This window comes from Mycobacterium sp. TY814 (assembly GCF_030755175.1).
GTDB lineage: Bacteria > Actinomycetota > Actinomycetes > Mycobacteriales > Mycobacteriaceae > Mycobacterium.
Genome location: NZ_JAUFRY010000001.1, coordinates 256,851 through 280,018, shown reverse-complemented (window position 1 = coordinate 280,018; position 23,168 = coordinate 256,851). Strand labels below are relative to the sequence as shown.

Annotated in this window: 8 protein-coding genes; 3 read left to right on the top strand and 5 right to left on the bottom strand. The window is 67.0% G+C overall.

The features are described 5' to 3' along the window. Positions 1–68 precede the first annotated feature (68 nt). A complete protein-coding gene (locus QXH22_RS00930; RefSeq protein ID WP_306275924.1) occupies positions 69–3,479 on the bottom strand; it encodes an RND family transporter in 3,411 nt (1,136 codons plus the stop codon). A 231-nt stretch (positions 3,480–3,710) separates the two neighbouring features. On the opposite strand from QXH22_RS00930, the gene QXH22_RS00925 reads away from it, so the two are divergent. Genes QXH22_RS00925 through QXH22_RS00915 form a run of 3 tightly spaced genes read left to right on the top strand, consistent with a single transcriptional unit; the run spans position 3,711 to position 6,662 of the window. After that, on the top strand, positions 3,711–4,568 hold the full coding sequence (locus QXH22_RS00925; protein ID WP_306240891.1) for a phthiotriol/phenolphthiotriol dimycocerosates methyltransferase: 858 nt from the start codon (positions 3,711–3,713) through the stop codon (positions 4,566–4,568). Positions 4,569–4,593: 25 nt separating this feature from the next. Beyond that, positions 4,594–5,841: a glycosyltransferase gene (locus QXH22_RS00920; RefSeq protein WP_306274727.1), complete on the top strand. Its 1,248-nt coding sequence runs from the start codon at positions 4,594–4,596 to the stop codon at positions 5,839–5,841. A gap of 50 nt (positions 5,842–5,891) precedes the next feature. Next, positions 5,892–6,662 (top strand): glycosyltransferase family 2 protein, encoded by a 771-nt coding sequence (locus tag QXH22_RS00915; protein WP_306240889.1) that lies wholly within the window; start codon positions 5,892–5,894, stop codon positions 6,660–6,662. Here QXH22_RS00915 and QXH22_RS00910 read toward each other — a convergent pair. The 4 genes from QXH22_RS00910 to pks2 (QXH22_RS00895) form a co-directional block, all read right to left on the bottom strand. Continuing rightward, on the bottom strand, positions 6,659–7,903 hold the full coding sequence (locus QXH22_RS00910) for a glycosyltransferase (RefSeq protein WP_306274726.1): 1,245 nt from the start codon (positions 7,901–7,903) through the stop codon (positions 6,659–6,661). The genes QXH22_RS00915 and QXH22_RS00910 overlap by 4 nt on opposite strands. After that, on the bottom strand, positions 7,900–14,202 hold the full coding sequence (pks2, locus tag QXH22_RS00905; protein WP_371934142.1) for a sulfolipid-1 biosynthesis phthioceranic/hydroxyphthioceranic acid synthase: 6,303 nt from the start codon (positions 14,200–14,202) through the stop codon (positions 7,900–7,902). Before pks2 (QXH22_RS00905) ends, QXH22_RS00910 begins: the two co-directional genes overlap by 4 nt. 909 nt (positions 14,203–15,111) lie before the next feature. Further along, positions 15,112–16,476 (bottom strand): condensation domain-containing protein, encoded by a 1,365-nt coding sequence (locus QXH22_RS00900; protein WP_306240886.1) that lies wholly within the window; start codon positions 16,474–16,476, stop codon positions 15,112–15,114. Between the two features lie 136 nt (positions 16,477–16,612). Continuing rightward, a complete protein-coding gene (pks2, locus tag QXH22_RS00895) occupies positions 16,613–22,900 on the bottom strand; it encodes a sulfolipid-1 biosynthesis phthioceranic/hydroxyphthioceranic acid synthase (protein WP_306274724.1) in 6,288 nt (2,095 codons plus the stop codon). Positions 22,901–23,168 lie beyond the last annotated feature (268 nt).

Here is a 23,168-nt window from a genome sequence, read left to right as displayed (position 1 = left end):
GTAGTGCGCTACTGCAGATTCGGCCTGCGGCCGGCGGCAATACCCGGGCAGGCGGTCGGCAGACGGAGTCAGGTAATGACCGGCGTGTCCGGCTTGGGCTTGACCACCGGGCTGTCGCCGTTCAATTCCCGTTGCAGCTCTTGATAACCCGGCATTTCGGCGAGCCCGAACAGTGGCAACGAATGAGTGAGGAGCTGGTCGGCCTGTTGCTTGCCCAAGCGCATATTTTTCGCCTTGCGCTTGCGCTTGGTCTGCGATGCGCACTTCGACAGATCGTAGTCGGGCACCGTGCTCAGGCCGAACAACGGGAGCGAATGCGCCGGCAGCAGGTCGATGGTGCTGCCCACCGGTTTCGGTTTCGGTGGCCGTACCACGCGGGGTTTGGGCGGCGGTGGGGCCGGGGCTTTGCCCGTGACAAACCGCTTGGTGCGGTCGACCCACACCTCGGCCTGCTGCTCCCACTTGCTCTTCTTGCGGAACTTGTTGCTCTGGCCCATCTTTGACGGCCACCAGTTCTTCTGGCCGATCATCGCGGCCAGCGCGGGAACGGTGATGGTGCGCACCAGGAAGGTGTCGATCACGATGCCGATACCGATGGTGAAGCCGGCCTGAGCCATCGTGGTCACACTGGCGGCCAACAAACCGAACATGGACGCGGCAAAGATCAGACCCGCCGAGGTAATCACCCCACCGGTGGAGCCTACGGTACGGATGACGCCGACCCGCACCCCGTGCGGCGACTCATCACGTATTCGGGAAATAAGCAGCATGTTGTAGTCGGCGCCGACGGCGACCAAGAGGATGAACGACAGACCGGGCAGGCTCCAGTGCAGGTCCTGGCCCAGGATCAGCTGGAAGACGATGACGCCCAGACCCAGCGCCGAGAGGTACGAAACCAGAACGGACGCAATGAGATACAAAGGCGCCACGACGGCACGCAGCAGCGCCACCAGAATCAGGAACACGATGATGATGGTCGCGATGACGATGAACCGGATGTCGCTGTTGTAGTAATCGCGGGTATCTGCCATCACGGTCGGCATGCCGATCAGGGCGATCTTGGCGTCCGAGAGCTCGGTATTCGGCAACGCGGAGTTGGCGACTTCCACGATCTTTCTGATCTGGTTCATGCCCTCGACGGTGAACCCGTTCAGCCCGCTCTGCACCAGGTACTGCGCGGCGTGCCCGTCGGGCGACAGGAACGCCTGGGCGCCCTGCTTGAAGTCGTCACGGGTCAGGATCTGCGGCGGAATGTTGAACCCGGCCATATTCGGGCGTTCGGCATCGCGCCGCATTCCCAACAGGAAGTCGGAGGCCTCGTTCAGACCGCCGCCCATCTTTTTCACCTGGTCGACCAGAGCCTGGACGCCGTCCGCGACGGCGCCACTGCCGTCGGCGAGGGCGCCGGCACCCTGCTGCAGTTGCGAGAGGGTATTGGGCAGGCCCTTCACCATCTTCATGGTGTTGACGATCTGCTTCAGTTGGTCATCCAGCTTGCCGACCGTCTGCGCCAACGTCTGGTACTGATCGGTCTGCTGCAGCGTGACGGCAAACGCTTGAATCGAGCGAAGCAGGCCGTTGTTGCCGGACTCGACGATGGCCGCCAGCTGTCCGCGCGATCGCACACACGCGGGGTCTGCGTTGCAGGACGGACTTTCGTTGAGGGCCGTCACCATGGGGGCGGCCCACACCGCCGTGGTCTGGGCATCGCTGACGGTCCCGCTCAGATTGTTGCCGAGCGCCCGCATGCGGCTGACAGCGCCGGACGCTTGGTCGAGCTGCTGGATGGTCTTGTCGCCACCCATCAGCTGCAGCATGTTCTGCAGCATGCTGACCAGGCCGGCCGAGCTGGCGACAGCTTCGTTGACCTGGCTCCTGATCTGGGCCAGCGCGTCGGCCAATTGCCGGGAGCCCCCGACCAGATGGTCCAGCTCACCGCCGTGTTCGGAGATGGCCGAGGACGCCTCGTTGAGCTTGCTGCCGACCTCACCGGCCTGGAAGGACACCTTGGTCTCTTTCAGCGGTTCGCCGTTGGGCCGGGTCAGGCCACGCACCATCACGATGTCCGGTAGGTCGGCGATCCGGCGGGACATCATCTCCAGGTCGGCCAGCGCTGCCGGGGTCCGCAGGTCGTTCTTGGACTGGACGAACAGCACCATCGGACTCATCGAGTTCATCGGGAAGTGCCGGTTGAGGGCGTTGAACCCCCGGACGCTGTCCATGTCCTGCGGGACGGTCTTGAGGTCGTCGTAGTTGAACCTGATCAGGCTGGTGCTGCCGGCCAGGGCGAGCAGGATGACCAGGCTGCCGACCAGGTGAATTACGGGACGCCGCACAATGCGCGATCCCGAGATGCGCCAGAACCGAGTGGTCATATCGCGACGCGGCTTGATCCAGCCCCGTCGTCCGACGATCACCAGGACGGCCGGCAGGAAGGTGGTCGCGGCGATCAGCGTCACCACGATCGAGATCGAGATCGCCGGGCCGACGGCCGAGAACACTTCCAGCTTGGTGAAGATCATCGCGAGGAAGGTGACCGCGACCGTGGCCGCCGATGCGGCGATCACCTTGCCGATCGACATCAACGCCTTTTTGACGGCGACGTCCGATGTTTCGCCGTGTCTGACGAAGTCGTGATATCGGCTTATCAAGAAGACGGCATAGTCGGTCCCGGCACCGATCATGACGGCGCTCATGAACACGATGCTCTGCATGTTGACCACAAAGCCCATCTCGGCCAGTGCGGACAACAGTCCCTGTGCACCGACGATGGACACACCGATGGTGGCCAGCGGCATCATCATCGTGACCAGATTTCGGTAGACGATGATCAGGATGACCAGCACGCTGATGATGGTGCCGGTCTCGATGATCTGGACGTCCTCTTCGCCGATCTTCTGCACGTCGGCGACGGTCGCGACCGGCCCGCTCATGTAGGCGTTGAGCGAGGTTCCCGCGACGGTCTTCTTGGTGATCGCGGTGATGTTGCGCAGCGCCGCCTGGCTTTCGGGGGAGGTGGCGTCACCCGGAAGTTGAATAGGAAGGTTCCAGGCCTTCTTATCCTTGCTTTCGAAGATCTCACGCGCTTTCGGCGTGCCCAGGAAATCCTGCACCTGCATCTTGTCTGCCGTATCGGCGTGCAGGTTGTCGATCAGTTTGTGATAGGTGTCCTCGTCGGCGGCACTGAGACCCTTTTCGTCGGTCAGGATGACCAGCAGCAGTGAGCCGCCCTTGCCGCCGACGCTGGAACCGCCGCTGAATGCCTTGGCCATCTCGTGCTGGGCGATCATGGTCGGCGCATTGTCGGGAAGCTGCTTCGGTTCGTGCTTGGCGGCCTGAACCTGCAGAGGCGGGAAACTCAGGACGAGCACCACGGCCACCGCGATCCAGGAACCGATCACCAGCCATGGTTGCTTGACGACGAAGTCGCCTACGCGGTCGAAGATCCCCCCGACCTTGGCCTCGTCGTGCGATTTCACCTGCCGCGCCACGTAATCACCGTACAGGCAGGAGCGCTGGTCAGGTGGGGGAACGGAAGATTCCGGAGTTTCGGAGACTGCGCGGCTCCAACGCTCGGGTGTCGACACCCTTCCGGACAAAACTCCTGATCAGAGCTTTGCGATCGGCCGCGACGCCGAGGATTCGCGAAGTTTCCGGCCTCAATTCAGCGGGCTCGAACGGTTGCTTGACATGCGTAAAGTTGGACGGATGTGCTGATCCGGGGGTCATCGAGGTTGCCGCTTTCGGCCCGCCGCGCGCGGGAGTCATGCGACACTCTCCCGGTGGCTCTCAGATACCGCCTGCAATCCAACCCGATCGTCGCGAAGCTCACCACGAAGTACTTTCTGCCGCTAGGCACCCGCCAGGTGGGCAATGACGTGGTGTTCTTCAACTTCGGCTACGAGGAAGATCCGCCGCTGGGTCTGCCCCTGTCAGACGCCGACGAGCAGAACCGGTACGGCATCCAGCTCTACCACCAGACCGCCAGCCAGATCGATCTCACCGGCAAGAAGGTGCTGGAAGTCAGCTGTGGCGCCGGCGGCGGAGCGTCCTACATCGTGCGCACCCTGGGCCCGGCGTCGTACACCGGTCTCGACCTCAATCCGGCCAGCATCGAGCTGTGCCAGAAGCGGCACAAGCTGCCCGGGCTGGACTTCGTCCAGGGCGATGCGATGAACCTGCCGTTCCCCGACGGATCGTTTGACGTGCTGCTCAATGTCGAGGCCTCGCACCAGTACCCCGACTTCCCGAAGTTCCTCGAAGAGGTGGTGCGGGTGCTCCGTCCGGGCGGCCACTTCCTGTACACCGACTCGCGCCGGATTCCCCATATCGCCGGATGGGAAGCGGTCTTGGCGGCCGCCCCACTGCGCAAGGTCTCCGAACGCGACATCGAGGCGGAGGCCAAGCGCGGCCTTGCTGCCATCACCCGGCGGACGCAGGAACAGGTCGGCAGCCGGGCGCCGGCATTCGTCGGGGCAGTGACCCGCTATGCCGCCAACCTGATGGACCGCGACCTGCGCAAGGACGGCGGCTTCACCTACCGCATCTACCACTTCGTGAAGGATTGACGGTCACTTCAGAAATGCTTCGACGATGAAGGCCGTCGTCGCCAGCTACGGCACCCGCGGCGATATCGAGCCGTGCGCCGCGGTGGGGCTCGAATTGCAGCGTCGCGGCCATGACGTGCTGCTGGCGGTCCCGCCGAACTTGATCGGCTTCGTCGAGTCGGCCGGTCTGGCGGCCGCCGCATACGGGCGGCGCGACTCGCAGCAGGAGTTGGACGAGCAGTTTCTGCATAACGGGTGGCGGTTTCAGAACCCGGTGAAGCTGGCGCGCGAAGCGATGGCGCCGGTCACCCGGGGCTGGGCGGAGCTGGCTACGACGCTGGCCCCGCTGGCCGAGGGCGCCGACGTTTTGTTGACCGGCCAGATCTATCAGGAAGTCGTCGCCAATGTCGCTGAGCGCCATGACATTCCGCTGGCCGCGCTGCATTTCTTCCCGATGCGGCCCAACGGCCAGGTCGCGTTCCCGGCGCGGTTTCCCGCCCCGGTGGTGCGCGCCACGATGAAGACGCTCGACCAGCTGTACTGGCGCATGACCAAGGGCGTCGAGAATGCCCAGCGTCGAGACTTGGGCCTGCCGGACGCGTCGAGTCCGGCGCCGCAGCGGATGGCCGAACGTGGGGTGCTGGAGATCCAGGCCTATGACGAACTCTGCTTCCCCGGCCTGGCGGCCGAGTGGGATGAGCGACGACCGTTCGTCGGCGCCCTGACCATGGAGCGGCCCACCGAAGTGGACGACGAAGTCGCGTCGTGGATCGCGGCGGGCACACCGCCGATCTATTTCGGATTCGGCAGTATGCCGGTCGGCTCACTGGCCGACCGGGTCGCGATGATCAGTGCGGCGTGCGCGCGGCTGGGGGAGCGGGCGTTGATCTGTTCGGGCCCCCGCGACGACGCCGCGGGGATGCGGTTGCCCGACCACGTCAAGGTGGTGAGTGCGGTCAGCCACGCCGCGGTCTTTCCCACCTGCCGTGCCGTCGTTCACCATGGTGGCGCCGGGACCACTGCCGCGGGATTGCGCGCCGGAGTTCCGACCCTGGTTCTGTGGGTCACCTCCGATCAACCGATCTGGTCGGCTCAGATCAAACAGTTGAAAGTCGGCTGGGGCAGGCGCTTCTCGAGCAGCACCGCGGATTCGCTGGCGTCCGACCTGGAGAAGGTTCTCGCGCCGGAATTCGTATCCCGGGCCCGCGACCTCGCGGGCCGGATGACCAAACCCGCCGCCAGTGTCTGCGCCGTCGCGGACCTGCTGGAAGACACCTTCCGGCGCCGCCGTTAGGGCTTCCCGAACGGGCCTCGGACATGGGGCCGTCGGTGTAGGCTTCGCCTGTGTCCCTACTGATTACGGTGCCGGTATTCGGTCAGCACGAGTACACGCATGCACTCGTGGCCGACTTGGAGCGGGAGGGCGCCGAGTACCTGATCGTCGACAATCGTGGCGACTACCCCAAGATCGGCAACGAGCGGGTCAACACTCCCGGAGAGAACCTGGGCTGGGCCGGCGGCAGCGAGCTCGGCTTCCGAATTGCGTTCTCCGAGGGCTACTCCCACGCGATGACGTTGAACAACGACACCCGCATTTCTAAGGGATTCGTCGACGCCCTGCTGGACCGGCGGCTGCCGGCCGACGTGGGAATCGTGGGACCGATGTTCGATCTGGGATTCCCGTACTCGGTCACCGATGAGAAGCCGGACGCCGAAAACTACACTCCGCGACCGTTGTACCGCGTCGTGCCCGCTGTCGAGGGAACCGCGCTGGTGATGTCCCGCCAATGCTGGGATGCGGTCGGCGGTATGGATCTGACCACCTTCGGCCGCTACGGTTGGGGGCTCGACCTCGATCTGGCGCTGCGGGCGCGCAAGGCTGGGTTCGGCTTGTACACAACCGAAATGGCCTACATCAACCACTTCGGACGCAAGACGGCCAACACCCATTTCGGTGGTCGGCGTTACCAGTACGGCGCGAGTGCGTCGATGATCCGGGGGTTGAGTCGCACCCACGGCTGGCCCGCGGCGATGGGGATCCTGCGGGAGATGGGTGCTGCCCATCGGCGCAAGTGGTACAAGTCGTTTCCGCTCAACTGCACCACCAGCTGCTAAGCGCTGACCCGTACCGCCTCTTCCAAGAGGTCGGCGGCCTTGGCCACGGCGTCGGCCGGATCGCTCATCCGCGTTGATATCTCGCGGGCGCGCGCGGCGTAGCTTGGCTCGAGAATGGTCTTCACCCCGCGCAGTAGCGACTTTCGGGTGACGTGTGCAAAACGTTTCGCCGTGCCGACTTTCACGCGCTGCACCGCGGCCGCCCAGATCGGTTGATCGGCGACGTCCCACAGGATCATCGTGGGCATCCCGGCACGCAACCCGGCCGCGGTGGTGCCGGCCCCGCCGTGGTGGACCACCGCACGGCACTGCGGCAGCACCGTCGAATAGTCGACCAGCCCAACCAATTTCACATGATCGGGCTGTACCGCGGCAGTCGCGGCGGGGGAGTACACCAGCGCGCGCTCGCCCAGTTCGGCACACACATCGGCGATCATGTCGACGGTCTCGGTGGGCGATTGGACCGGGGTGCTGCCGAAACCGAAATAGATCGGGGCAGTGCCCGCGGCGATCCATTCCTCCAGCTCGGGGTTCGGCTCGGTGTGCAGCCGCATCGACAACGCACCGACGAAGGGCCGCTGCACTTTCCATTCGTGCGCGATTCCCGGAAACAGCGCCGGGTCGTACGCCTGGATCTCGGGCGCACCACGGCTCACGATCCGCTGCAGGGCGGGGACCGAGGTGGACGGCAGGCCCAGTTCGCGGCGCTGGGTGCGATCGGCGTCGCCGGTGGTGTACGAATACAGTCGCCATGATGCTTTGGCGACGGTACGGACCACGGTGCTGGGCAGTGGAAGCGACGGGATGCCGACCTGCCCGTTGACGTGCATCGGGAAATGATGCAATGCCGCCATCGGAATGTCATGGTATTCAGCGACATTGGCGACGACGCCGTGATAGGTCTGGCCCGTCATCAACAGGTCGGCACCCTCGGCCAGCTCGGCCAGCGTCGCGCCCATCTCGGCCCAGCCTTCGACGAACAGCTCCTTGCCCGCCTGCGCCAGGTTCAGCGGGTTCTGCGCCTTGGTCAGGTTGCGGACGAACGCCGCGACCTGGTTGATCTGGATCCCGGAGTCCGGTCCGTACGCCACGCCGCTCAGACCCGCCGCCTCGACGAACCCGATCAGGTTGGGCGGCACCGCCATTCGCACGTCATGGCCGCGCCGCTGTAACTCCATACCGACGGCGGCGCAGGGTTCGACATCGCCGCGGGTGCCGTGGACTGCCAGTACGAACTTCACGCCGACGCGACTGCTTCCCCCGCCAGCTCCTCGTACAGCAGGTCGGCCAGGCTGCGCACCGTGGTGTTGATGTTGGTCGCCGTGATGCGGACACCCGTCTCCGACTCGATGCGGGTTCGCAGTTCCTGGCTGCTCAGCGAATCCAGGCCGTACTCGGTGAGCATCTTGTCCACATCGATGGTCCGGCGCAGGATCAGCCCGATCTGCTCGGAAACCATGCGTCGCAACCGGGCCGGCCACTCTTCCTGCGGAAGCTTGTCCAGTTCGCTGAGGAACTTGCTGTTGCCGCCGTGCTTGACGGTCGCCTTGAACGCTTCCGCGAACGGACTGTGCTGGGCGAACGCATTCAGCCACGGTGATCCGATGATGGGGGCGTAGCCGGTGTACGCGCGGTTGTGCCGCAGCAGCGCCTCGAACGCGTAGGCCCCCTCCTCGGGCTGGATCGCGTCGCCCGCCGCCTCGGCGAACGAGGTGGCGCGGCCGATCTCGCCCCACGGTCCCCACGCGATCGAAGTGGCCGGCAGACCCTGGGCCCGCCGCCAGTGGGTGAAGGCATCCAGCCAGCTGTTGGCCGCCGCGTAGGCACCCTGACCGGGTGAACCCACCAGGGCTGCCGCCGAGGAGAACGAGCAGAACCAGTCCAGTGGTTGTGCCGTCGTGGCCTCGTGCAGGTTCCATGCGCCGTGCACCTTGGGCGCCCAGTCCCGGCGGATGAGTTCCTCGGTGATGTTGGGCAGTGTGGCGTCCTCGACGACGGCGGCCGCGTGCAGCACGCCGCGCAGCGGCAGACCCGTCGCGGTGGCGGTGGCCACCAGCTTTTCCGCGGTACCGGCTGCAGCGATGTCGCCGCACTCCACCACCACGTCGGATCCGATGGACCGGACCAATTCGATTGTCTCCAAAGCCTTTTGGTTGGGCTGGGAGCGTGAGGTGAGCACGATGCGGCCGGCGCCGGCGCTGGCCATCTTTTCGGCCAGGAACAGGCCGAGGCCGCCGAGGCCACCGGTGATGATGTAGGAACCGTCGCCCCGGAAGACCGGCGCCTGCTCGGGCGGCATCACCACGCTGCTGCGCCCGACATGCGGAACGTCGAGTACCAGCTTGCCGGTGTGCTCGGCGGCGCCCATCACCCGGATCGCGGTCGCGGCGTCGGCCATCGGGTAGTGCGTGACCTCCGGCGTCGGCAGCGCGCCGGCGGCGATCTGCTGGTAGACGGTGCTCAGCAAGTCGTGGACCTGCGCCGGGTGGCTCTCGGCCATCAGGGCCAGGTCGACACCGTAGAACGCCAGGTTCTGCCGGAACGGGAACAGCTCCAGCCGCGTGTTGGAGTAGATGTCGCGCTTGCCGATCTCGATGAAGCGTCCACCGAGAGCCAGCAGCTTGATCCCAGCCTGTTGCGCGGCGCCGGTCAGCGAGTTGAGCACGATGTCTACGCCGTAGCCGTCGGTGTCGCGGCGGATCTGTTCGGCGAACTCGTTGCTGCGGGAGTCGTAGACATGCTCGATTCCCATGGCGCGCAACTTCTCCCGGCGTTCCGGACTACCCGCCGTGGCGAAGATCTGGGCTCCGACCGTGCGCGCGATGGCGATGGCCGCCTGGCCGACGCCACCCGTGGCCGAGTGGATCAACACCTTGTCCCCGGAGCGGATCCGGGCCAGGTCTGTCAGGCCGTACCAGGCGGTGGCGTACGCGGTGGTCGCCGCGGCCGCTTCGGCGTCGGTCATGCCGTCCGGCACGGTGGCGGCGAGCCGGGCGTCGCAGGTGACGAAGGTGGCCCAGCAGCCGTTGGTGGACAGCCCGGCCACGCGATCGCCGACCTTGTGGTCGCTGACGTCGGAGCCGACCGCGGTCACCACGCCGCCGAAATCGAGTCCCAGATCGGGCAATTGGCCGTCGAACGTCTGATAGCGGCCGAAGGTGGCCAGCACGTCGGCGAAGTTGACGCTGGACGCGCTCACCGCGACCTCGATCTCATTCGGCCCGGGTGGCACCCGGTCGAACGCGGCGAACTCCAGCGTTTCCAGATCGCCTGGCGTACGGATCTGCAGGCGCATGCCGGCGTCCGCATGATCGACGACCGTGGAGCGTCGCTCCTCGGGCTGCAGGGGAGTGGGCAGCATCCGGGCGGTGTACCACTCGTCGTTGCGCCACGCGGTCTCGTCCTCGCCGGTGTTCTGCAACAACTGGCGCGCCACCTGCTCGGCGCCCTGGTCGCCAAGGTCGTTCGGCAGGTCGATGTAGCTGACCTTCAACTGCGGGTTCTCCGAGCTGATCACCCGCAGCAGGCCGCGCAGACCGCCCTGCTCGAGGTTGGCGTGGTCCTCGGCCAGCACCGTTTGCGCGTTGCGCGTCAACGCGTACAGCCGCGGCGGGGATCCGAGTAGTTCCGGCAGCTCACGGGCGATGCGCACCACGTGCTCGACGTACTGCCCGCCGCGGTCGCCGGACTCGTTGACGGCGTTCTGCTGCGGTGCGGTGACCAGCACGACGCCGTGGAAGGCGCCTTCCTGCAGGTGAGCGCGCAGTTGCTCGGCGTGTGCGGCGTGGTCGCCGGCGAACGGCCAGAACAGCGTGGTGGCCTGGGCGTCGTACACCTTCAAGGCGTCGGTCAGTGCCGTGGCCGTCAGGTCGGCGGTCTCGGAGGTGGTGACCAGCAGCCAGCTGCCGGGTTCGGTCACCGTGACGTCGGGCAGCTCGCGCGGTTGCCATTCGATGGTCAGCAACCGCTCACCCAGGACGCGGTCGCGCTCGCTGTCCGGCGAAGCGCCGGTGCCCATCTGCAGGCCGCGCACCGTCATCAGGACGGTGCCGCTCTCGTCGACGATGTCCAGGTCGGCTTCCACGCCGCCGGCACCGCATGCCGTCACCGTCGCGTAGCAGTAGCGGGCGTGCCGAACCGAACCGTAGGCGCGTAGCCGGCGGATGCTCAACGGCAGCAGCAGGCCGCCGTTGAGGGCGCTGCCCACGCTGGGGTGTGCGGCCACCGCCTGGAAGCAGGCATCCAGCAACGCCGGGTGCACCAGGCCGTAGGTGCCCTGCTGCGGACGCAGCGGACCCGGCAGCGAGACCTCGGCCAGCACGGTGTTGCCGGCGTTCTCGGCGATGTGCGCGCCACCGAGGCCCGCGAACGCGGGCCCCAGCCGGTGGCCGCGCTTGTCCATCCACTTGCGGATGTCGTCGCCGTCCACTGGGCGCGGGTGGTTGGCGAGCAGCTCGGTCAGGTTGAGCGCGGGCGGCTGATCCGTCGGGTCGGCCGCATGCAGCACCGCCGTGGCCTGCCGCTCGTAACGCCCTTCCCGGTTGCTCTCCACCGTGAAGTCGACGACGTCGGGTCCCTGGAAGGTGGCGGTGATTCCGACGGGGGTCTGCTTGTCCAGGGGCAGCGTCTGTTCGAAGCGCAGCTCGCGTACCTCCGCGGCGTCGCCGAGCACGGTGCGGGCCGCGACCAGCGCCATTTCGCAGTACGCGGCGCCGGGCAACACGTCGGCGTTGCGAATCTGGTGATCGCCCAGCCACGGCAGTGCGTCGGTGCCGACCTCGCCCTGCCACACGTGGCGCTCCGGCTCCTCGGGCAGCCGCACGTGCACGCCCATCAAAGGATGCGCGGGCACCAGCGCGCTGCGGCGAGCCACCGAGTCCAGGCCGCTGCCGGCCAGGAACAGCGACCGCTGGCTCCAGACGGGCAGCGGCGCATCCAGCAGCCGGCCGTCGGGGTAGAGCACCGACCAGTCGAGCGCGGCGCCGGCGGCATACAGGTCGCCCAGCAGCGCGCGCAGGCCGTGCGGCAGCGGCTGTTCGCGGCGCATGCTCGCCAGCGCGGCGGCCGCCTTGTCCAGGCTGCGCGCCGTCTGGTCCACCGCATTGGTCAGCAGCGGGTGCGGGGACAACTCGGTGAACACTCGGTAGTCGTCCTCCAGCGCGGCCTGTACCGCCGCGGCGAACCGCACGGTGTGGCGCAGGTTGTCGGCCCAGTAGCCGGCGTCGCAGTACGGTTCTTCGCGCGGGTCGAAGGAGGTCGCCGAGTAGTAGGGCACCTCCGGCTCCAGCGGTTCGATGTCGGCGAGCACTTCGTAGAGTTCGTCGAGGATCGGGTCCACCTGCGGCGAGTGCGAAGCCACGTCCACGGCCACTTCGCGGGCCATCACGCCGCGCTCTTCCCAGGCGGCGACGAGGTCACGCACGGACTGGGTGTCGCCGCCGATCACGGTGGACTGCGGCGAGGCGACCACCGCGACCACGACGTCACTGACCCCGCGCGCCACCAGTTGGGTGATCACTTCCTCGGCGGGCAGTTCGACCGATGCCATGGCACCCGCGCCGGAGATCCTGGTCATCAGCTTGGACCGCCGGCAGATCACCCTGACGCCGTCTTCGAGCGACAGCGCGCCGGCGACGACGGATGCGGCGGACTCGCCGAGCGAGTGTCCGATGACGGCGCCGGGGTTGGCGCCGTAGGACTTCATCGCCGCGGCCAGCGCCACCTGCATGGCGAAGATCGTGGGCTGGACGCGGTCGATGCCGGTCACCTTCTCCGGTGCGGTCATCGCCTCGGCGACCGAGAAGCCGGACTCCTCGGCGATCAGCGGCTCGATCTCGGCGACCTTGGCCGCGAACACCGGTTCGGTGGCCAGCAGGTCCTTGCCCATCTCGGCCCACTGCGATCCCTGTCCGGAGAACACCCAGACCGGGCCCTTGTCGTCCTGCCCGGTGGCCGGCGGGTAGGGCACCTCGCCCCGGGCGACCGCGCGCAGTGCCTCGGTCAGCTCGCTGCGGCTTTCGGCGATGACGGTGGTGCGCACCGCGCGTGGGGAACGTCGCCGGGCCAGTGTGTACGCCAGATCCCGGATGTCCAGGTGCTCCTGGGCGTCTACCCAATCGGCCAGGCGGGTGGCCGTTTGGTGCAGGCCGTCTTCCGAGCTCGCCGAGATCGGGAAGATCAGCGCGCCCTGCAACGCGGAGGCGCCGTCCGGCTCGACGGTCTTGGGCGCCTGTGGTTGCGGTGCTTGTTCGATGATGGCGTGCACGTTGGTGCCCGAGAAGCCGTACGACGACACGGCGGCCCGCCGCGGCGTCGACTCGTCGCCCCGGGGCCACGGTGTGTTCTCTTGCGGCACAAAGAGATTGGTTTCAATCTCGGCGAACTTCTCAGGCAGCTGGGTGAAGTGCAGATTCTGTGGGATCACCCCGTGCTGCACGGCCAGCACGGCCTTCATCATGCCCAGCGCGCCGGCCGCAGACTGGGTGTGCCCGAAGTTGGTCTTCACCGACGCCAGGGCGCACGGCCCGGTAGTGCCGTAGACTTCGGCGAGGCTGGCGTATTCGATCGGATCGCCGATCGGGGTGCCGGTGCCATGCGCCTCGACCATGCCGACGGTAGCCGGGTCGACGCCGCCGGCGGCCAGCGCAGCCCGGTACGCCGCGACCTGCGCGGGCAGCGACGGGGTGACTATGTTGACGGTGCGGCCGTCCTGGTTCGCGGCCGTGCCGCGGATCACCGCGAGGATCCGGTCGCCGTCGCGCTCGGCGTCCGCGAGTCGCTTGAGCAGCAGCATCACGGCGCCCTCGCCGGACACGAAGCCGTCTGCTTTCACGTCGAACGCGTGACAATGGCCGGTGGCGGACAGCATCCCGATGGCAGAACCCGACGCCGCCTTGCGGGGCTCCAGCGTCACCGAGGCGCCGCCGGCCAGCGCGATGTCGCTTTCACCGTCGTCCAGGCTCTGGCAGGCCAGGTGGATGGCCGACAAACCCGACGAACACGCGGTGTCGACCGTCATCGCCGGGCCGCTGAGGCCCATGGCGTAGGAGACCCGGCCCGAGCCCATCGCGAAGCTGTTGCCCATGTATCCGTAGGGGCCGCTCAGGGTGTCGGCATCGGCGTGCATGAACAGGTAGTCGTCGTGCATCAGACCGACGAAAACGCCGGTCTGGACGGCGGTCAGCGCGTCACGGGTGAGGCCGGCGTGCTCCATGGCCTCCCACGACGTCTGCAGCAGCAGACGGTGCTGCGGGTCCATCTCGGTGGCTTCGCGCTCGGTGATGCCGAAGAACTCCGGGTCGAAGTCGGCGACGTCGTCCAGGAAGGCGCCCCACTTGCAGACCGTACGGCCCGGCACACCCGGCTCGGGGTCGTAGAACTCCTCGACGTCCCAGCGGTGGGAGGGAACCTCGGTGACGAAGTCTTCGCCGCGGAGCAACGCTTCCCACAGCCGTTCCGGGGAGTCGATGCCTCCCGGCAGTCTGCACGCCATACCGATGACGGCAACCGGAGTGACACCCGTCCTGTCCACGTCGTTCACCTCTCCATACCCGCGTGCATACCCGCGCGTCCAACCCAGGCCTCGGTGCAGCTTTTCCCGGCGGTCAGCTCGAATCTCGATTCGTTTCGGGGGGCGCCGCTGCGCTGCGCGAGTGAGCGAGCCCGTCCATCAAGCCCCGAACAAGCTCTGCCCCCGCGCCGAAGCCAACTCACATTCATGAGGTGATCAGCAGCGTATCCGCTTTGCTCGGTGGATGTGGAAAAATCGTGCAGACGTACAAGAATTGTGCGTATCTTCACCTCGTCGCCAGGTCGGCACCGTGCGCGGTGGCCGGGCCCGCAATCGAGTGGCAATCAACCGGCTGAATGCGTGGTCGCCAGGGATCAGAGACCAGGTCGCACATCCGCGTCCTGGGCGAACGTTGCTGGTAGAGGCTTTTTTCGCGGTTCGCCGGCGGGACCTTTCGCGGTTGCGGGATCCTGTGCTTCGCGTGCTGCGCCGACGATCGCCGTGACGAACGGACCGAGCGCTCCGGGTGGGGTCTGGCAGCGGTGCGCCCGGGGCCGGCGGACCCGTTCGTAAGGAGGAACGACCGAAACGGCCGGTTCGGCAAACGTAGCTACCGGGCGGTTTACCTGCCCGCGCGACGGTTCGGGATGCGCCCGCGGCTGGGCGCCCGCCACCGGCAAAGTTGGCCGGATTTTGCGAAACCGCCCACGAGCCGCGCAGCGGCGTCATAGACTTCGGTTCTCAGCACCGCAGCTTCGTAGCTGGAGCGTTGCTATCGCTCGATGTTGCTGACGGTTATCGCTCAGCGCGCGACCATTCTATTCTCGCGCGTTCCAATTCGATTTTTGGTGCTTGAATACGGGCCGTGTCCGGCCCTTTTTCGTTTTACGGCCCCGCCATTCGGATGAGTTCCGATTGACGGGGCCGTAAAACAAAGGGCTATTGCGCCAGCTGGACAGCTGCCTTTGCGTACTGACCCTCGCAGGCGCGGGCGAATACGGACTTCAGAACCTCAAGGTAGCGGCTCACCGATTCGCGGGCCACCGGGTTGTTCGGGAAGTTCACCATGATGGAAACCTCGTCGAAAAGCCGGATCACCGAGAAGTACAGATAAGCGGGGTTCCGGCCGTCGTTGTAAGCCGTTGCATTCGCACCCTTCAGTGCGGTGGCAACTACGGCGGAAAGGGGCGGCAGGCCGGCGTCCATGTAATTCGTCATGAAGAACTGCGACGAATTCCGCTTGAGCCAGGGGGCCAATTCCAGAACCCGCTCGTAAGGCACGTTCGCCATGTCCATGTTGTCGTCGAATGACGCCTGGGTGGAGCGAGCGGTTTCCGCGAAGGAATTCGGGTCGACGGCAACGGTGAAAGGCACCGCGCCGGTGAACCAGCCCATCGAGAGGTATTCCTCGGGCGAATTCCGTTTGTCGACCGGAGTCATGCCGCTGTAGGTTTCCTGGCCGGTCAGCTCGTAGTGCGCCAGCGCCACGCAGCCGAACAGCCCGCCGCTGAAGCGAGCATTCGCCGCCATGCAGGTGGCCTCGAACTTGGCCGTTTGCTGCGGAGTCATCAGCTTCTCAATCATGATGTCGCCACCGCAGGCGTGTGACTGCTCACCCAGCGGCAACGGGAATTCCGGCAGGCCACCGCCGTTGCTCTCGGCGAAGTCGATCCATTTGCGGACCTCGGGGGTGTCCAGCGTCGCCTCGGCCGAGATCTTCGCTTCACGAATGCAGAAGTTGTCGTGGCTGCCCGGTTCCGGCATGACCAGCGGCGGTTTGCCCTCAAGCAGCGCGCGGTAGTTGGTCAGAATCTCGACGTACAGCGACGAGACCACGGCCGGGTCGCAATGCAGGTGGTCGACAATGGCGAACAACGAGCAGTGGTTCTCGTGCTGAATCAGACCGAAGCGGAAGCAGTCCCATTCCAGCGGAGGCGGAGTGGAGACGACCAGCTCACGCCATTCCGGCTGCGTCATTTCACCGTGCTGAACCGGAGCGAGCTGGATGTCGCGCGGGTTTTGAATCTTGTGCCGAACAATGTCCTTCGGACCGTTGTATTCGAACCAGCTGCGGTACGTTTCGTGCCGGCGCACGTGCGCGTTGATGACGTGCGTCATAGTCCGGATATCGCACTTGCCCGGAATTTCCCACGAGCCCATTACCAAACGCGAATAGTCGAGTCCGCGCTCGCCGAATTCCACATAGCCGCGCAAATGGCCGGCCTGCATCGAACTGGGCGGCACGTCAACGACAGGCGCTTTTGCAGCTTTCGCGCGTGAGGCCGGTGTCGGCTGCCACGTCACGACCGAACCAGGGCCAGGCTCCCAGTCGTAGACGATTCCTACGCCGAGAGTGACGTCTGCTGATCCCCCGCCTATGATCACGCTTCCTCCTCGATTTCTGCCGGCTGCCAAGCAGCGGCGCTTGGTCTTTTCTACCTCATACAGGTGTTGCTGCGTCGCCTTTTGATGTCAATTGCTCGTAAAGGTGATCTGCCAAGCCCCGAACGGTGGTGATGTCGGTAGTCGTGACGCGGATCTTGACCTCAGACTCGATATGGGTGCGCAGTTCCAGGTTGCCCAGCGAGTCCATACCGAACTCGGAAATCGGACGGTCGACGTCGACCGATCGACGCAGAATCAGGCCGACTTGTTCGGAGATCATCCGGCGCAGCCGGGCCGGCCATTCCTCACGGTCCAGCTCGGCGAGCTCGGCCAGGAACTTGCTGGTGCCTGACCGACCCTTTCCGGCGGACTTGAATGCCTCGGCGAACGGAGTGCGCTGGGCAAAGGCGGTGAGCCACGCCGACCCGATGACAGGGGCGTAGCCGGTGTAGGCGCGGTTGTGCCGCAGCAACGCCTCGAAGGCGTAGGCGCCCTCCTCCGGCTCGATCGCGTCGCCCGAGGTCTCGGCGAAGTCGGTGCCGCGGCCGATCTCGCCCCAGGCTCCCCACGCGACCGAGGTGGCCGGGAGTCCCTGAGCACGCCGCCACAGGGTGAAGGCGTCCAGCCAGCTGTTGGCTGCCGCGTAGGCGCCCTGACCGGGAGAGCCGGCCAGCGCTGCCGCCGAGGAGAAGGAGCAGAACCAGTCAAGGTCACAGCCCTGGGTCGCTTCGTGCAGATGCCACGCGCCACGCACCTTGGGTGCCCAGTCGCGCTCGATGAGTTCCTCGGTGATGTTGGGCAGGGTGGCGTCCTCGACCACGGCGGCTCCGTGCAGCACACCGCGCAGCGGCAGGCCGGTAGCGGTGGCGGCGGACACCAGCCGCTGCGCGGTGCCGGGTTCGGCGATGTCGCCGCATTCCACGACGACGTCGGCGCCGATGGAGCGGATCAACTCGATGGTTTCCAGCGCCTTCTGGCTGGGCTGTGAGCGGGAGCTGAGCACTATCCGGCCCGCGCCGGCGCCGGCCATCTTCTCTGCCAGGAACAGTCCAAGGCCGCCGAGGCCACCGGTGATGATGTAGGAGGCGTCGCCGCGGAACACCTGCGCGTGCTCCGGAGGAAGCACGACGCTGCTCCGGCCGGCGTGCGGGACGTCGAGGATCAGCTTGCCGGTGTGCTCGGCCGCGCCCATGATCCGTACCGCGGTGGCGGCCTCGGCCAACGGGTAGTGGGTGGCCTCGGGCAGCGGCAGCACGCCGTCGGCGGTCTGCTGGTAGACCTGCTGCAGCAGTCCGCGGACCTGGGCGGGATGCGTGCGCGACATCAGCGCCAGGTCGACGCCGAAGAACGCGAGGTTCTGCCGGAACGGGAAGAGGCCGACCTTCGTGTCCTGATAGATGTCCAGCTTGCCGATCTCGACGAACCGCCCGCCCATGGCCAGCAGCCTTATCCCGGCCAGCTGGGCGGCCCCGGTCACGGAGTTGAGCACGATGTCGACGCCGTAGCCGTCGGTGTCGCGCCGGATCTGCTCGGCGAAGTCGGTGCTGCGGGAGTCGTAGACGTGCTCGATACCCATGTCTCGCAGAATCTGCCGGCGCTTCTCGCTACCGGCGGTGGCGAAGATCTCGGCGCCGGCGGCGCGCGCGATCGCGATTGCCGCCTGGCCAACACCGCCCGTGCCGGAGTGAATGAGCACCTTGTCGCCGGAACGGATCCGGGCCAGATCCTGCAGGCCGTACCAGGCGGTGGCCGAGGCCGTCGTCACAGCGGCAGCCTGGGCATCGGTCAGCCCTTCGGGCAACGTGGCGGCCAGGCCTGCGTCACACGTGACGAAAGTCGACCAGCAGCCGTCCGGAGACAGGCCGCCCACGTGGTCACCCACCTTGTGGTCGGTGACGTCGGAGCCGATCGCGGTCACCACACCGGCGAAATCGAGGCCGAGTGGCGGCTGCTTGCCGTCGAAGGTCGGGCAGCGGCCGTAGGCCGCCAGCACGTCGGCGAAGTTGATGCTGGCGGCGTTGACCGCAACCTCGATCTCGTTCGGGCCCGGTGGCACCCGGTCGAACGCGGTGAACTCCATCGTCTGTAGGTCACCGGGAACACGGACCTGCAGCCGCATGCCCTCTTCCCGGTGGTCGACGACGGTGTTGCGGCGTTCCTCCGGTCGCAGCGGCGTCGGGTACAGCCGCGCGGTGTACCACTGGCCATCGCGCCAGGCGGTCTCGTCTTCTTCGGTGGCCAGCAGCAACTGGCGCGCCACGTTCTCGGTGCTCTGGTCGCCAAGCTCGTTTGGCAAATCGACGTAGCTGACCTTCAGGTGGGGGTGTTCGGCACCGATCACCCGCAGCAGGCCACGCAGTCCGCCCTGTTCGAGATTCGGGCAGTCGTCGGCCAGCACCGTCTGGGCGTTGCGCGTCACCACGTACAGCCGCGGCGCTTGGCCTACCAGTTCGGGAAGTTCGCGGGCGATGCGCACCGCAAGCTTGACGTACTCCTGGCCGCGGACGATCGAATCCGCATCGGTGCCGCTCTGCCGTTCGGTGAGCACCACCAAACCGGAGAAGCTGGCGGATTCGAATTGCGTGCGCAGCCGCTCGGCAGCGGCGTCGTGGTCGCCGTGCAGCGGCCAGGACATCGTGGTGCTCTGTGCGTCGTGCATCTTCAGGGCGTCGGTCAACTGGGTGGCCATCATGTCGGTGGCTTCGGAGGTGCTGATCAGCAGCCAGTTGCCGGGCTCCGTGACGGTCTTCTCGGGCAGCTCGCGTTGCTGCCATTCGATGGCCAGCAGCCGCTCACTCAGCAGGCGATCGCGCTCATCGCTCTGGGATACGCCGGTGCCCATCTGCAGGCCGCGCACCGCCAGGAGCACGGTGCCCTGCTCGTCGAGGACGTCGATGTCGGCGAGCACCCCGGTGCCGTCGGGGGTCACCGTGGTGAGGCAGTAGTGAGCGTTGCGCGCGGAGCCGTACGAGCGAATCCGGCTGACGCCCAACGGCAGCAGTAGGCCGCCATTACCGGCGGTGCGGGCGCTGGGGTGCGCCGCGACGGACTGGAAGCACGCGTCCAGCAGGGCCGGATGGATGCCGTAACCGCCCTGCTGTGACCGGATGGATCCGGGCAGTGCGACCTCGGCCAGCACGGTGTCGTCGGTTTCGGCGGTGTAGGCGGTGGCCAGGCCGCAGAAGGCGGGCCCGAACTGGATGCCGCGCAGGTCGGCTTCGAGCCGGAGGTCATCGCCCTCGACGGCGCTCTGGTGGCTGGCCAGAAGGGCAGCGATGTCGCGTGGAGCCGGCTGATCGGCAGCCTCTTCGTCGCTCAGGGCGTGCAGGACGGCCGACGCCCGCCGGGTGCGTTCCCCGCCCTGGGTGGTCTCCACCGTGAACGGAACCGTTCCGGGTGCCTCGACCGTGGCGGTGGCGCCGACGTAGGTTTCTTCGTCCAGCAGCAGCAGCTGCTCGAAGGTGACGTCACGCACCTCGGCCGCGTCGCCCAGCACGGTGCGGGCCGCGGTCAGCGCCATCTCGCAGTACGCGGCGCCGGGAAGCGCGGCGGCACCGTGGATCTGGTGGTCGGCGAGCCAGGGCAGGGCCTCGGTGCCGATGTCGCTCTGCCAGACGTGGCGCTCCGGCTCCTCGGGCAGGCGTACATGCGCCCCCAGCAGCGGATGCACGGCGACGGCATGGGTGTGCGCGAGGCGGTCGGTGCTTTCCAGCAGCATCAGACGCCGGTGGGCCCACGCCGGCAGCGTCGCATCGACCAGGCGCCCGGCCGGGTAAAGCTCCGCGAAGTCCACGGCGGCACCCGCTGCGTACAGGTCGCCCACCAGGCCGCGCAGGCCGTGCGGCAGCGGTTGCTCGCGGCGCATGGCGGCCAGTGCGGCAGCCGACATGTCCAGGCTGCGGGCGGTCTGGTCGACGGCGTGGGTGAGCAGCGGGTGCGGGGACAGCTCGGTGAAGACCCGGTAGCCATCTTCGAGGGCGGCCTGCACCGCGGCGGCGAAACGTACGGTGTGGCGCAGGTTGTCGGCCCAGTAGTAGGCGTCGCAGTACGGCTCTTCACGGGGGTCGAACGACGTGGCGGAGTAGTAGGGAACCTGCGGTTCCAGTGCGGTGATGTCTTCGAGTGCCTCGGTCAGGTCGTCAAGGATGGGGTCGACCTGGGGGGAGTGGGAGGCCACATCGACGGCCACTTCGCGGGCCATCACGTCGCGCTCTTCCCAGGCGGCGACCAGCTCGCGCACCGTGTGGGTGGCCCCGCCGATCACGGTGGACTGCGGCGAGGCGACGACGGCGACCACGGCGTCGTTGACACCGCGCGCCATCAGTTCCGACAGCACCTGTTGGGCGGGCAGTTCGACCGATGCCATGGCGCCGGCTCCGGCGATGCGGGTCATCAGCTTGGAGCGCCGGCAGATCACCTTGACGCCGTCTTCCAGCGACAGCGCGCCGGCGACGACGGAGGCTGCGGACTCCCCGAGGGAGTGCCCGATCACCGCGCCGGGGGTGACGCCGTAGTCCTTCATGGTGGCGGCCAGGGCCACCTGCATGGCGAAGATGGTGGGCTGGACGCGGTCGATGCCGGTGACCTTCTCGGGTGCGGTCAGCGCCTCGGTGACCGAGAAACCGGACTCCGCGGCGATCAGCGGCTCGATCTCGGCGATGGTGGCCGCGAACACCGACTCGTTGGCCAGCAGGTCCTTGCCCATCCCGGCCCACTGCGAACCCTGCCCGGAGAACACCCAGACGGGCCCCAGCTTGTCCTGGCCGACCGCGGGCGGGTACGGCGTTTCGCCGTCGGCCACCGCACGCAGGGCGTCTCGCAGCTCGGTGGAGGACGCGGCCAGCACCGAGGTGCGCATCGGCCGGTGACTACGCCGACGGGCCAGCGTGTAGGCCAGGTCGGAGATCTGAAGGTCCGGGCCCTGCGCTTCGACCCAGTCCGCGAGCTGGCCGGCGGTCGTGCGCAGCGCTTCCTCGGAGCTGGCCGATACCGGGAAGATCAAGGTGCCTGCCAGCCCGGTGGCGCCCGCGTCCCCGGCCCGGGGCGCTTCCGCCGGCGCTTGCTCCAGGATGGCGTGGACGTTGGTACCCGACATGCCGTAGGACGACACCGCCGCCCGCCGGGGAACGGCCTGGTCGTCCTTGGGCCATGGCGTAACTTCTTGCGGCACAAAAAGATTGCTCTCGATCGCGGCAATCTTTTCGGGCATCGTGTTGAAGTGCAGGTTCTGCGGCACCACGCCGTGCTGAACGGCCAGCACCGCCTTCATGAGCCCCAGCGCACCGGCGGTCGACTGAGTGTGCCCGAAGTTGGTCTTCACCGACCCGAGCGCGCACGGGCCGTCGTTGCCGTAGACGGCGGCCAGGCTCTCGAACTCGACGGGGTCGCCGACCGGCGTTCCGGTCCCGTGCGCCTCGACCATGCCGACGGTGCCGGGGTCGACGTCGGCGGCGTCCAGTGCGGTGCGGTACACGGCCTCCTGGGCCTCAACCGAGGGAGTCACGATGTTGACGGTGTGACCGTCCTGGTTGGCCGCGGTGCCACGCAGCACGGCCAGAATCCGGTCGCCGTCGCGCTGGGCGTGGTCGAGGCGCTTGAGCAGCAGCACGGCCGCGCCCTCGCCGGAGACGAACCCGTCGGCCTCGACGTCGAACGCGTGGCAGCGGCCGCTGCGCGACAGCATGCCGTTGGCCGAACCCGACGCGAAGCGGCGCGGCTCGAGCATCGCGTAGACACCACCGGCAAAGGCGAGGTCGCTCTCGCCGTCATTGATGCTGCGGAACGCCAGATGCGCGGCGAACAGACCGGAGGAGCACGCGGTGTCCACGGTGACCGACGGGCCGCGCAGGCTCAGGGCATAGGACACCCGGCCGGACGCCATGCAGGAGTTGGTGCCGGTGTTGCCGTACGGGCCTTCCAGGGTGCCGGTCTCGGCCTGCACGAACTGGTAGTCGCCGTGGTTGAGGCCGATGAACACCCCGGTTTGAGTGTTGGCCAGCTGCGCCGGAGTCAGGCCGGCATGTTCCATGGCTTCCCAGGACGTTTCCAGCAGCATGCGGTGCTGGGGGTCCATCGCCACTGCTTCTTTCTCCGCGATAGCGAAGAACTCGGGGTCGAAGTCGCCGATATTGTCCACGAAGGCGCCCCACTTGCAGTGGGAGCGACCGGGCACGCCAGGCTCGGGGTCGTAGTACTCGTCGATATCCCAGCGGTCGAGCGGCACCTCGGTGACGAAATCCTCGCCCCGCAGCAGCGCCTGCCAGAGCTGTTCAGGTGAATTGATGCCCCCCGGCAACCGGCACGCCAGACCAATGACCGCAACCGGTACGCGTGTCTTATCCACGGTGGTACGTCATCTCCTTAGCCCGCGCTTCGAACCCTCTTCGGTAAAGTTCTCGTCGAACTTCGGTCCGCACTGCCCCAACCGCAGCTACGGACGCGTACACCGACCCCCAGATTTCGGCGCCAACTACATAGTTGGGCGCGTTCAGAAGCGTAACCGGTTGATTGGTCACATGTGGAAAAATCGTGCGAACGTACAAAAATAATCAGCCAAGGTGACAGCAATCACATCGAACGCGCGCTCACTGGTCCGGTCGTTGGGTGGCAAC

Coding starts and splice junctions, on each gene's coding strand:
- QXH22_RS00920 (WP_306274727.1), top strand. CDS start 4,594: ATGAAGGCCGTCGTCGCCAGCTACGGCACCCGCGGCGATATCGAGCCG.